General features: G+C 53.2%; 10 protein-coding genes. 6 read left to right on the top strand and 4 right to left on the bottom strand.

The annotated features are described in order from the left end of the window. Positions 1–9: 9 nt before the first annotated feature. The 4 genes from EVJ20_RS11910 to mgtE all read right to left on the bottom strand — a co-directional run bounded on the left by EVJ20_RS11910 (position 10) and on the right by mgtE (position 4,885). Complete coding sequence (locus EVJ20_RS11910) at positions 10–399, bottom strand: GNAT family N-acetyltransferase (protein ID WP_070329157.1); 390 nt, start codon at positions 397–399, stop codon at positions 10–12. Next, a complete protein-coding gene (locus EVJ20_RS11905; RefSeq protein WP_131508295.1) occupies positions 399–1,412 on the bottom strand; it encodes a serine hydrolase domain-containing protein in 1,014 nt (337 codons plus the stop codon). The genes EVJ20_RS11910 and EVJ20_RS11905 overlap by 1 nt, the downstream gene beginning before the upstream one ends. 186 nt (positions 1,413–1,598) lie before the next feature. Beyond that, positions 1,599–3,383, bottom strand: a complete 1,785-nt coding sequence (locus EVJ20_RS11900; protein WP_131508292.1) for a solute:sodium symporter family transporter — start codon at positions 3,381–3,383, stop codon at positions 1,599–1,601. 143 nt (positions 3,384–3,526) lie between these two features. After that, on the bottom strand, positions 3,527–4,885 hold the full coding sequence (mgtE, locus tag EVJ20_RS11895) for a magnesium transporter (protein ID WP_131490291.1): 1,359 nt from the start codon (positions 4,883–4,885) through the stop codon (positions 3,527–3,529). Positions 4,886–5,220: 335 nt separating this feature from the next. Here mgtE and arcA point away from each other — a divergent pair, with 335 nt between their 5' ends. The 6 genes from arcA to EVJ20_RS11865 all read left to right on the top strand — a co-directional run bounded on the left by arcA (position 5,221) and on the right by EVJ20_RS11865 (position 13,337). After that, positions 5,221–6,450, top strand: coding sequence for an arginine deiminase (arcA, locus tag EVJ20_RS11890; RefSeq protein WP_131464961.1), 1,230 nt, complete (start codon positions 5,221–5,223; stop codon positions 6,448–6,450). A 16-nt stretch (positions 6,451–6,466) separates the two neighbouring features. Then, positions 6,467–7,495 carry an ornithine carbamoyltransferase gene (gene argF / locus EVJ20_RS11885; RefSeq protein ID WP_070329153.1) on the top strand — a complete coding sequence of 343 codons (1,029 nt, stop codon included), beginning with the start codon at positions 6,467–6,469 and terminating at the stop codon, positions 7,493–7,495. 53 nt (positions 7,496–7,548) lie between these two features. Then, entirely contained in the window at positions 7,549–9,024 is a 1,476-nt protein-coding gene (gene arcD, locus EVJ20_RS11880; RefSeq protein ID WP_131439395.1) for an arginine-ornithine antiporter, read from the top strand. Between the two features lie 15 nt (positions 9,025–9,039). After that, entirely contained in the window at positions 9,040–10,002 is a 963-nt protein-coding gene (gene arcC / locus EVJ20_RS11875) for a carbamate kinase (protein WP_070329152.1), read from the top strand. A 181-nt stretch (positions 10,003–10,183) separates the two neighbouring features. After that, positions 10,184–12,526: a glycoside hydrolase family 31 protein gene (locus EVJ20_RS11870; RefSeq protein WP_131490290.1), complete on the top strand. Its 2,343-nt coding sequence runs from the start codon at positions 10,184–10,186 to the stop codon at positions 12,524–12,526. 121 nt (positions 12,527–12,647) lie between these two features. Further along, on the top strand, positions 12,648–13,337 hold the full coding sequence (locus tag EVJ20_RS11865; protein WP_131464751.1) for a Crp/Fnr family transcriptional regulator: 690 nt from the start codon (positions 12,648–12,650) through the stop codon (positions 13,335–13,337). Positions 13,338–13,380: the final 43 nt, after the last annotated feature.

Genomic DNA, 13,380 nt, shown 5'->3' with positions numbered 1-13,380 from the left:
AATTCTCTCCTATTCGTGAATCGTTTTTCGAAAACCGTAGAAGGGGCGGAAGTTCAAGCGTTCATAATACGTATGCGAGGAAGCGCTCGCGAGCATCTCGAGTCGTGTCTCAGGATAGAGTGCATGGACGTGTGTCAATAACCGTTCCCCGAGGCCAAGCCGGCGGTGCGAAGCAGCGATGAGCAACTCGCACACGTAAAGGCTGACTTTTGTGTCGGTCAAACCGCGAAGATAGGCGATCACGTGTCCCGTTTCAGACTCGATGACGAAAGCGATGTTCGAGCGGCGCCATGCTTCTTTTGTCAACTCATCTTGACGAACGAGCTGGTGCCAGCCCTCAGCTTCGTTCAACGCTTGAATCTGTTCAAAATCTCGTTCATCGTAAAGACGGATGATCATCAAGACGCACCCACTTTCACTTCAATCGCTTTCATCACATCAAACGCCCCCTCTGACTCGTTCGAACAGACGACAGAAGTGACTTCGAAAGCAGGGTAATAGGCGGAATGGAAGCTGACACCGGGATCGTAGCCCATCACGTGATATTTGAATACCTCTTCGTTAGGTTCGAGTTGAATCCAGACGCCATACCCGTAATGTCCGCCCCGGTCATTGACGGTCACGTGAGGTGTCAATAACCGCGTTGTCATCTGTTGACCGAGAAGACGATGCCTGAGCAACGCGTCCCATAGTTTGGCCATGTCGGCCACCGTCACGAACGCCCCTCCGTCCGAACCGCCTTTGACGGGAATAGAGTACTGATTTGTCCGCCATGAACCGTCCGGATTGTTGATATAGCCGAGCGCCGTATCGGCAGGCAGGGCGTCAAGCGAGAAGTAACCGGAGTCGGTCATGCCGGCCGGTGTGAAGACGAACTGTTCGATGTAATCCGAGAACGTCAATCCGCTCGCTTGTTCGACAATGAGACCGAGCAAAATGTAACCGGCGTTATTATAGTGGAATTCGCCGATTTCATGTTTCATTGACTGTTGCTGGAACATGGGCAAAAAGTCGCTCAATCGTCTTAGCTGATACATCGGACGTTGTTGCCATAACTCTTCAAAGTCGTCCATGACGGATTCATCAAAATAGTCCGGGATGCCTGACGTATGAGTGAGCAACGTTTCGACTGTCACACGTGTATCAAACTTAGGTAAATCAAGGGATAGACAGTCTCGGAGCAGCGAAGTGAACGCCAGCTTCCCTTGTTCGACGAGCTGACAGATGGCGATCGCCGTGAACAACTTACAGCCAGAGGCGATCCCGAACCGAGTCACGTCACGGTTTGGCAGTCGTTCGGAACGATTCGCATATCCTTGTTGTCGTTCAATTAATAGGTCGTGCTTTCGGACAGCGAGACATGTGCCTGAAAAAGCGGATGAGATTTCAAAATCTGACCAATTAGTATTCATGAGTGGACCTCCGACGTTTGGCTGTTCCTTTCCGTTTCTAAGTATGTAAATCATACCATTACACATTAACCTAAATAATGGAAAAATGATAGGTGTCATTCTTATGGTGAGGCGATTTTGCAGATGAAAAAACACCGTTCGAACTGATTCATTTCAGCAGGAACGGTGTTTTTGTAAAGAGGCAGGTCACCCGCCGCTCGCTTTTTCTTCGAGCTCGGTTTCGGTCGTTCCAAGGTTGTTCAAGTACACCTCGTATCTCGGGAGCCAGTACCGGTACGATACCCAGACGAGACCGCTCGTCGCGGCGAACAATGTCAGCGTCGCTGGCCAGAACCAGCCCGAGACGATCCCGTCCGCATAGGCAAGACCAATCGGAGAGAAGACGAAGTAGACGAACACCATCGAGGCGATGAGGATGATTGACGTCGAGATCGCATGACGCCAAGGTTTCACCCGACCGAGGTCGATCCGGATCGGCTTGATTTGTTGCATCGGACGCAGTTTGGCGAACAACAACATGATACTCGTCTCGATGACGAACAAGATGCCGTAGATGTGGATGAAGTTGATGCCAAGGTCAAATCCGAACCACTGTTTCATACCCCAGACTAAGAAGTAGTACGTGATGACGTGGAAGCCGATGACGATTTTAGCGGCGATCGGCGGCACGCGCTTGACGAGCATGCCAATCAAGACGACGACGAGAATCGGGATGTTGAAGAAACCGGTGAAACGGCGAATCAAGTCCCAAAGACCGTCCGGCGCGTACATCAAGTTCGGTGCGACGAAGAACGAGACGAGCGCGACGAACGTCCCGAACCATTTGCTGACCCGGATCAAGTCTTTGTCCGAGGCATCGGGTTTGAACTTCGGTTTATAAATGTCGAGCACGAACAGTGTGGCGATACTGTTCAGCAATGAGTTGAACGAGCTGAACACCGCGCCGAGCAAGACGGCGAGGAAGAAGCCCATGAGCCACGTCGGTAACAAATCGGCGATCAAACTCGGATAGGCGAGGTCTGCCTTGTCCATGTTCGTGCCGTATAAGTGAAACGCGATGATGCCTGGAAGCAGCATAAAGATCGGAACGAGCAACTTCAAATAACCGGTGAAGAGGACACCTTTTTGTCCTTCGGCGAGGTTTTTAGCCCCAAGAGCCCGTTGAATGACATATTGATTCAACGCCCAGTAGAACAAGTTCGCGAAAATCATTCCGGTGAAGATGGATAGGAATGGCACCGAGTCGTTCGATGACCCGATCGCGTTCAACTTTTCAGGGTTCGACGTCGCGATCGTCTTCATCCCTTCGACGACGCTGCCGTCACCGAGTGCGATAAAGCCGAGCGTCGGGACGAGGAAGCCGATGATGATGAGCCCGATGCCGTTGAGTGTATCCGACACCGCAACGGCGCGGAGGCCGCCGAAAATGGCGTAGATAGCGCCGATGATACCGATGAACCAAATGACGAGCCAAAGTGACTGTTCAAAGCTGATTCCGAGCAGTTCGGGCACGTCGAAGAGCTGAAGGACCGCGAGGCCGCCGGAATAGAGCATCGACGGAATCGTGACGCACATGTAACCGAACAAGAACAAGAGGACGGTCAAGCGCCGGACGTCCTCGTCATAGCGTTGACTTAAAAACTCAGGAATCGTCGTGATCCCGATGCCGAGAAAGCGTGGCAGTAGGAATAGTGCCATGATGATGGCGGCAATCCCGGCCGTCACTTCCCATGCCATCGCCGACATGTTGCCGGCGAACGACTGCCCGTTCAAGCCGATCAACTGCTCGGCCGATAAGTTTGTGAGCAGGAGTGACCCGGCGATGAAGAGACCGGTCAGCCCGCGACCAGCCAAGAAATAATCATCGGCGCTGTCGACTTTTCCTTTTGTCAGGCGATAGGATACGTAAGCGACGAGTCCCATGAATAAGGCTCCGGTCACTAATATGTATATAACTTGTTGAATCGTCACTATTTATCCCTCCTTGTATTACTTCTTATCTATAAGTACTTTTCGTAATTACCCGCCTGGCACGATAATTATTTCCCATCATCGCTTTTGTAAACAAACCGTAACAAAGCTCACACGAAAAAAGACACCTGAAACGTCAGGTGTCAGAAAAAGCGAAGCAATGAAGTGGCGACAGTGAAGTAGATGATCAATCCGAGATTGTCCACGACCGTCGTGATGAATGGACCCGAGGCCACGGCCGGATCGAGTTTCAGGCGGTTGATCAAGAGCGGGACGAGTGTACCGACAATCGTGGCAACGCTCAGTGAGGCGAAAATCGACAAGCCGACGATCATGCCGATCAAGGCGCTATCGTACAGGACCGTGATGACCCCGAAAATAACGACCATACAGGCGAGTCCAAGCAGGACACCGGTTCCGAACTCCCGGCGAATCATCTTGGCGACATTTTTCCGATTGATCGTGCCGAGCGCAATCGAACGTACGGCGACGACGAGCGACTGGGTGGCGGCGTTTCCGGCCGATCCCATGACGAGTGGCATGAAGACGGCGAGCAAAACGATCGTCTCGAGCGTATCTTCAAATCCACCGATCGTCGATGCGGTGATCATCCCGAGGAACATGAGGCTGATGATCCAAGGGGCACGTTTTTTCGCTGCCTCGACCGGGCCCATGTTGATGTCAGACGAGCCTTTCGTCGCGGACAGCTCTTCAAAGTCTTCGGTCGTCTCGCGTTCGATGACGTCCATGACGTCGTCGACGGTGATGATGCCGAGCAGGTGATCATCGCTATCGATGACCGGGAGCGCGAGCAAGTCATACTTTTGGACGGTTCGGGCCAAGTCTTCTTGATCGGCCATGACGTGGGCCGAAACGACCCGCCGCCCCATGATGTCAGCGATGAGATGGTCGAGCGGGGAAACGATCAAATCACGGAGCGACACAACGCCGACGAGACGTCGGTCTACATCGATTACATATAAATAGTAAATTGTCTCAGCTTCAGGACCGAGGTCACGCAACTCTTCGAGTGTCGCCCCGATCGTTTTGTCGGCCTGTAACACGATGAACTCGGTCGTCATGATGGCACCGGCCGTATCATCTGGATAGCGCATCAAGTCTTTGACCTCGGTCGCCTCGGTCTCGTCCATCTGTTCGAACAGTTCGTTCATGAAATCGTCCGGAAGTTCGGTCATGAGGTCGGCGGCATTATCCGAGAACATATCGTTTAAGACGCTGACCGCATACGGGCGTGGCATTTCTTGGATGAACTGCTGTTGTTCATCGAGCTCTAATTTTTCAAATAAATCGGTGTACTCTTCAGGTGATAAAGCGCTGTATACAAACGCCCGATCGGGTTGGTTAAGTTCGATGAAGATGTCGGCCTGTTCACCCGGGTGAAGTGTTAAAAACACGTCGCGGAAATCGACCGGATCCCCTTTTTGGATGAGCGCTGTCACTTGGGCTTCATGACGCGCGCGTTCTGTACGTTCGATGGCCATCGACTCACTTCCTTTTCTAAAGTCATTTTTCGTATCTTGTCGTTATCGTACCTTAATTTGAAAAGAAAAAATAATGGATTTTATTCACAGTTCATACATCGTGTATCCATCCTAACCGTTGCTCTCTCCTTGTTCATTGATTCACAACCGTTTGTTCATTCAGTTTGACTTATATTGTATCCATTTTTTTGTGAAATCGACCACAATCAGAACGTCGGAATTACCCGCCTCGGAATCGGGTAAGTTGATAATGTAAGGGTAGAAACACACCCGAATCACTAGGAGGAAGCGAGATGATATCGATGACGGATCAATTGACCGCACGGGATACAACGCTGAAACATCCGATTCACGTGTATTCAGAAATTGGTGAACTAAGGACTGTACTATTGAAGCGTCCAGGACGCGAACTTGAAAATTTGACGCCGGAGTATTTGGAACGACTCTTGTTCGACGACATTCCACATTTGCCGGTCATTCAAAAAGAGCACGACTACTTTGCGAGCGTGCTACAAAACCGGGGCGTCGAGGTGCTCTATTTAGAAAACTTGATGGCAGAGACACTATCGCTGCCTGGCGTACGTGAACGATTCGTCGCCGACATTCTTTCGGAATCAAAATCAAATATTAACGGTTCATACGAGACGCTCAAAGAGTATTTACTCGCTTATGATAACGAACAGTTGATCGAGACGGTCATGGCCGGTATCCGTAAAACCGAGATCAAGCGCGAAAAGCGCCGTCATCTGCACGAGATGATCGAGGACACGTATCCGTTCTTTCTCGACCCGATGCCGAACCTGTACTTCACGCGCGACCCGGCCGCGGCGATTGGGAACGGCTTGTCGATCAATCGCATGAAAGAACCGGCGCGTCGCCGCGAATCACTGTTCACGCAATATATTATGAGATACCATCCACGCTTTGCGAAGCATGATATCCCGATCTGGTCGGATCGTGACTATCGGTTCGCGATGGAAGGCGGGGACGAACTCGTCCTATCAAAAGAAGTCGTCGCCATCGGGATATCGGAACGGACGACCGCCCAAGGAATCGAGCGCGTTGCCCTCAACTTGCTCGCGAACGGGGGCACGTTCAAGAAAGTCATCGCCATCGAGATTCCGAAGTCGCGTGCGTTCATGCACCTTGATACCGTCTTCACGATGGTCGACCACGATAAGTTCACGATCCATCCTTTCATCCAAGGACCGGGCGGCAAGATGAACATCTTCGAGCTGACGTTGAACGCGGAAGGTGAGCTGCACATCACGCAACACACTGATTTGTTGAAAGTGTTGAAATCGGCTCTCGGCCTAGAGGAAATCGTGTTGATCCCATGTGGTGGGGGCGACCCCATCGCTGCGGCGCGCGAGCAATGGAACGATGGGTCGAACACGCTCGCAATCGCCCCAGGTGTCGTCGTTACGTATGACCGGAACTACGTGTCGAACGAGCTGCTCCGTTCAGAAGGGGTCGAAGTCATCGAAATCATGTCGAGTGAGTTATCACGAGGCCGTGGAGGCCCGCGTTGTATGAGTTGTCCAATTATCCGTGAAGATATTTAACGAGGAGGAGACACACATGTCCACAACGTTCAACTTTGATTTGAAAGGTCGTCATTTTTTATCGCTTAACGAGTTTTCGCGGGACGAACTGAACTACTTGATCGACTTATCAGCAGCGTTCAAACGTCAAAAGAAACAAGGGATTCCCCACCGGATTTGTGAAGGCAAGAACGTGGCGCTCTTGTTTGAAAAACCGTCGACACGGACGCGCTGTGCGTTCACAGTTGCGGCAATCGACCTCGGCATGCATCCTGAATACCTCGGGAAATCGGATATCCAGTTCGGAAAAAAAGAATCGGTCCGTGATACGGCGATCGTGCTTGGACGCATGTTCGACGGCATCCAATTCCGTGGCTTCGCTCACGAAACGGTGGAAGGTCTTGCACGGGATGGCGGGGTCCCGGTTTGGAACGGTTTGACGGACTTGTATCATCCGACGCAAATTTTGGCCGACTTCTTAACCGTCAAAGAACAAAAAGGTGATTTGGCTGGCATTCGTTTCGTCTACGTTGGAGATGGACGCAACAATATGGGCAACACGCTGTTGATCGGTGGTGCCAAAGTCGGCATGGACATGCGAATCTGTGCGCCGAAATCGCTCTGGCCGTCTGACGAGGTCGTCGATTACGCGCGTTCGGTCGCGGCTGAAACAGGAGCACGCATCACCTTGACGGAGAGCATCGACGAAGCTGTCGCTGATGCGGACGTCATCTATACCGATGTGTGGGTATCGATGGGCGAAGAAGCTGAATATGAAGAGCGGATCAAGCTCCTTCATCCGTACCAAGTGAATATGGACATGGTCGAGAAGACCGGAAATAAAGACGTCATGTTTCTGCATTGCCTGCCGGCGTTCCACGATTTAGAGACCGAGGTCGGGCGAGCGATTCATGAACAATATGGACTGAAAGAGATGGAAGTGACCGACGAGGTGTTCCGCAGCCGCCATTCATACGTGTTCGATCAGGCGGAAAATCGGATGCACACGATCAAAGCCGTCATGGCGGCGACACTCACCGATACGTTTGAATGGCTCGAACGCTGACGAACGAGGAGGCATGTCCTCCTCATTCGTACTAAACGGAAGGGATGAGTTATATGTCTACTAAATTAGATCATGACTCAAGTGGTTCGGCTGGTGCAAGTCCTGGCAAAAAAGATCAACGGTTAGGTCTTGGTGCACTGACAGCCCTCGTCGTCGGTTCGATGATTGGAGGGGGCGCCTTCAACTTGGCGGCCGATTTGGCCCAAGGCGCGAACGCCGGAGCTATTTTGATCGGGTGGGTCATCACCGGTATCGGGATTATCACGCTCGGTCTCAGTTTTCAGAACTTGACGATGCGTCGCCCTGACCTAGACGGCGGGGTATACAGTTACGCTCGCGCCGGCTTTGGCCAGTTCGTCGGCTTCAACTCGGCGTGGGGCTATTGGTTATCCGCTTGGCTCGGTAACGTCGCCTACGCCACACTATTGTTCAGTTCGGTCGGTTACTTCTTCCCGATCTTTGAAGGTGGTCAAAACATCGCCTCGATTATCGGCGCCTCCATCATGTTGTGGCTCGTACACTCGTTGATTTTACGAGGCATCCACGAAGCATCGATGATCAACATCATCACGACAATCGCGAAACTCGTTCCGATTTTTGCCTTTATCACCATCACCTTGTTCTTCTTCAATATCGATAACTTCACGTTCGACTTTTGGGGCCAAGGCGGCTTCTCGTGGGGCAGTGTGAGAGACCAAGTCGTGTCGACGATGCTCGTCACGCTTTGGGTATTCATCGGTGTCGAAGGGGCGGTCGTCTTGTCGGGCCGGGCCCGTAAGCGCTCGGACGTCGGGAAAGCGACCGTCATCGGCTTACTCGGTACGCTCGTCATTTACTTGCTCATCTCGATCATGTCACTCGGATTGCTGAACCCTGAGAGCGTGGCGAACGCTTCGCAACCGGCGATGGCGTACTTGCTCGAATCGGCTGTCGGACCGTGGGGCGCGATGCTGATCAACGGGGGCCTCGTCATCTCGGTACTCGGTGCTTGGCTTGGATGGACGTTGCTTGCGGCGGAAATCCCATTTGTCGCCGGTAAAGACGGTGTCTTCCCGAAATGGTTCACGAAAGAGAATAAAAATAACGCACCGGCCAATGCACTCTGGCTCACAAACGGGTTGATTCAGTTGTTCCTCTTCACCTTCCTGTTCTCAGACGCTGCTTATAACTTTGCGTTCTCACTCGCTTCGAGCGCCATCTTGATCCCGTATGCGTTCTCGGCGTTCTACCAAGTCAAAGTCGCCAAAAACGGGATTGGCTATGATGCCGGGGAACGTCGGACGCGTGACCTTATTATCGGTGCGGTCGCCTCGATTTACGGGATCTGGTTGATCTACGCGGCCGGTATCGACTATTTACTGCTCACGACACTTCTGTATGCACCAGGGACGCTGCTCTATATTAAAGCGCAGCGTGAGAACGGAATTAAGACGTTGACGAAAACCGAATGGATCGTGGCTGGTATCTTGACCGGACTCGCGATCTTGGCAGTCGTACGGATTGTATCAGGCAACATCTCAGTCATATGATCGGGGGAATCGAGCATGCGTAACAAACGAGTAGTCATCGCCTTAGGCGGGAATGCGATTCAACAAGGAAAAGATGCGACGGCGGGCGCTCAAATTCGGGCCGTCGAGGCGACGGCCCAGTCGTTGGTCGCCCTTATCGAAGAAGGCGTCGACGTCATCATCACGCACGGGAACGGCCCTCAAGTTGGAAACTTGATTTTGCAACAGGCGGCCGCGGACAGTGCGGCGACGCCGGCGATGCCGCTCGACGTCTGTGGGGCGATGACGCAAGGGATGATTGGGTATTGGTTCGAGAACGCCCTCACGAAGGCGCTTCGGTCGCGCGGCCTCGAACGTTCCGTCGCCCCGATCGTGACGCGGTGTGTCGTCGATCCGAACGACAGTGCCTTCAGTCACCCGACGAAGCCGATCGGTCCCTTCTATTCAGAAGCGGAAGCGTCGGTGCTCGAACGGTCGACAGGTCATGTGTTCAAAGAAGATGCGGGCCGCGGTTATCGCCGCGTCGTACCAAGTCCGTACCCGACAGCGATTTGTGAGCATACGGTCATCCGTGACCTCGTCGACAACGGCCACATCGTCGTCGCGTCCGGCGGTGGCGGGATTCCCGTCATCGACACGCCAGACGGATACGTCGGGGTCGAGGCGGTCATCGATAAAGACTTTGCCGCCGCGAAGCTCGCGGAACTCGTCGAAGCGGACATGTTGCTCATCTTGACGGCCGTCGAGCACGTCTACGTCAATTTCGGGACGACCGAGGAAGCCGCGTTAACCGAAACGACAAACGAGCAACTCGAGACGTATATCGCCGAAGGTCAGTTCGCACCGGGCAGCATGTTACCGAAAGTTCGGGCCGCCTTGCAGTTTGCCGAGTCGGGAACGGGACGCGTATCCGTCATCACGTCGCTCGAGCAGGCGCACGCTGCTGTCCGAGGAGACGTTGGGACGAGAGTCCGGCTCGCTGCGACGCTCCAACAATGATCAACGCCGTAGACATCTCGTCTACGGTTTTTTTTGTGCATAACGCGGACTGGCCGTTTTTGAACCGCGAACAAGGGGAAGGGTTGTTGTATGTCAAACCTGACATTGCTATCATCATCTGTGTAAACGGTTGCAATAATATGGGGGAAGGATGTGACGAAGAGCGGCAACGCTCGAACTTATGCGTCTATTTGAACAGGAGAACGTATACACAAAGCAAATGAAGCCACTTGCAGATGAACGTGCCGTCGTCCAAGGGAGCTGCTATCGCTTCACGGTATTGACGAGCCAGTTGATCCGGATGGAGTACGCCGAGGACGGTGTGTTCGAAGATCGACCGACCCAAGTCGTTTGGAACCGAGACTATGACGTCCCTGACTTCCGGATCATCGAGGACGAGAGTGAACTGCAAATCATCACCGATCACGTTCATCTGTATTATACGAAAGGACCGTTCGCGCCGAACACGCTCTACGTCGACGTGAAAGGGAACTTTAGTACGTACTATAGCCGCTACACGTTCAACGGCCCGGAACGGACGCTGAAAGGGACGGCCCGAACGCTCGATCATGTCGATGGAGCGACCGAGCTCGGGGAGGGGATCGTCTCCAAGCAAGGCTATGCCGTCATCGACGACTCGGACTCGTTTCTCATGACAGACGACCGCTTCGTTGAGCCGAGACGAAAAGGCATCCATGATTTGTACTACTTCGGCTACGGGCACGAATACAAGCAAGCGCTTCACGATTTTTATAAGCTGACAGGTCCGACACCTATGTTGCCGCGAAAAGCACTCGGCAACTGGTGGAGCCGCTACTGGCGCTATGACGAGACCGAATACAAAGGCCTCATGCGTCGGTTCAAAGAGGAAGACATCCCGTTCTCGGTCAGCGTCATCGATATGGACTGGCACGTCACCGACGTCCCTGAAGAGTACGGGAGCGGCTGGACCGGCTACTCATGGAACAAGAATCTGTTCCCGGACCCAAAAGGCTTCTTGACGTGGTTGAAAGAAGAGAACCTGCTCGTCACGCTGAACTTGCACCCAGCCGACGGGGTCCGGGCGTTCGAAGACCAATACGTGGCGATGGCCGAAGCGATGGGGCTCGACCCGTCGAACGGGGATCGCATCCCATTCGATTTCTCTGATAAACGCTTCATCCAAGCGTATTTTGAACAGATGCATCATCCGCACGAGGTAAACGGCGTCGATTTTTGGTGGATCGACTGGCAGCAAGGGTCGACATCGAAAATGGAAGGGCTCGACCCGATGTGGATGTTAAACCATTATCATGCGGCCGATATTTCCCGGGACGGAAATCGTCCGCTGATCTTCTCGCGTTATGCCGGACCGGGAAGCCATCGCTATCCTGTCGGTTTCTCGGGAGATACGCTCATCTCTTGGGCATCGCTTGCGTTTCAGCCTTACTTCACGGCGACGGCGTCGAATATCGGTTACGGTTGGTGGAGCCACGACATCGGCGGGCATTACCGAGGGTCGAAAGACGATGAGCTCGCCGCGCGCTGGGTCGCGTTCGGGGTGTTCAGCCCGATTATGCGCTTGCATTCGACGTTCAGTATCTTTAACGGCAAAGAGCCGTGGCGCTTCGGTCTCGAGTCCGAAAGGTCGATGAAGTCGTTTTTACGACTCCGCCACCAACTCATCCCGTATTTGTACACGATGAACCGGCGTAATCATCAGGATGCGCTCCCGCTCATCCTCCCGATGTATTACGATCATCCCGACGAAGAAGCGGCGTATGGCGTGCCGAATGAATACTACTTCGGCAGTGAACTCGTCGTATCACCGATCGTCGAGCCGATGAACAAGCGGCTTCACGTCGCGGCGACGAACGTCTGGTTGCCGACAGGCGATTGGTTCGACTTCTTTACGGGTCATCGCTACGAAGGTGATAAGTCGATCCGAGTGTTCCGTGGGCTTGACGAACAGGCCGTGTTCGCGAAAGCTGGAGCGATCGTCCCGCTGGCCGCTCATCGCTCTGGACGCAACGACACCGACAACCCGACCGATCTCGAAGTCGTCGTCTTCCCAGGGGCATCGAACACGTTCACGCTGTATGAGGATAACGGGACCGACCGGGCTTATGAGACCGGAGCTTACGCCGAGACGACGTTCACCCTCGACTGGGACGAGCGCAGCCTGCACGTTCATGTTACGGGTGACACGTCCGTCTTACCGTCAGACCGGACCGTCACATTACTCGTACGCGGGGTGACCGGTTCGGGTGAGTATAAACCGGAGACGCAGACGTTACGACTCGAACTCGGTAAAATTGATGAGGAAGTGACGGTGTCGCTCCCTGTCGAGGTGACGAACAACGGTCATCGACTGGAGCGCCTGTATCGCTTCATTGACCGCGCCGAGATATCTTACGATTTGAAAGACCGCCTCTACCGGATGGCGGCGTCGAAGACGAGACTCGAAGCGTGGCTGTTTGATCTCCATGCGCTCGAACTCGAACGCGATTTGCAAGATGCGATCATGGAATTGATGCTCGACTGAGGAGAGGGGGCAACCCCTCTTTTGTCTTGTCAGAAAAATGTCGGAATTTGAAAGCGTTTTCACAAGATGGGTCTCGTATACTAAAAGAAAGATGAACAGTTCGGGAAGCGAGGGATTGATCATGAGACAGCAATGGACAGTCGACGATTTAAGACAACTCGATATCTTCAATAAATGCACGAGCCGCGAGCTAGAGAGCTTGCTACCGCACGTATACTGTCGGACGTACCGCAAAGGGCAGCTTTTATTCATGGAAGGCGACCCGCGTGAGCGCGTCTACTTTTTAATCAGTGGGTATGTGAAGCTCGAGCGGTGCAATGAAACGGCGACCCATCAATACACCGACTACTTGAAGCCGAAGCAGCTGTTTCCGTACCGGGGACTGTTGACGGAAACGTATTACCAACATTCGGCGGAAGCGCTGACCGATATTGAAGTCATTTATATGCCGACGGATCGCTTTGAAGCGCTTGTCTCAAGAAATGCGACGATGCTCTTGCATATCGTCGGTCAGATGAATCGAATCCTTGACCTTCACGAACGCCGTGTTCAGGAAATCATCACGCCGAGCGCGAGCGACCGGGTGATCAATACGATCCATTACTTGATTGAAGACCTCGGAGAAAAAGAAGCCGACGGTGTGCGCGTACGTTGTCCGTTCACGACAGTTGAAATCTCGAGACTGTCGGGGACATCGCGCGAGACCGTGTCCCACATCTTGTCGCGACTGCGAAAAGAAGACATTCTCCAGTTCGACGCCCGTCAACTCGTGACGTTGCACCCTGAGTATTTCGAACAAGCGACACACTGACGCCACGCTGCATTCGTGGCGTTTTTTTTGCACGTCTCGATAA

The organism is Exiguobacterium sp. SH0S1, assembly GCF_004337165.1.
GTDB classification, from domain to species: Bacteria; Bacillota; Bacilli; order Exiguobacteriales; family Exiguobacteriaceae; genus Exiguobacterium; species Exiguobacterium aurantiacum_A.
The sequence above is the reverse complement of the archived record's forward strand: the minus strand, read 5'-3'. Positions and strand labels throughout refer to the sequence as shown.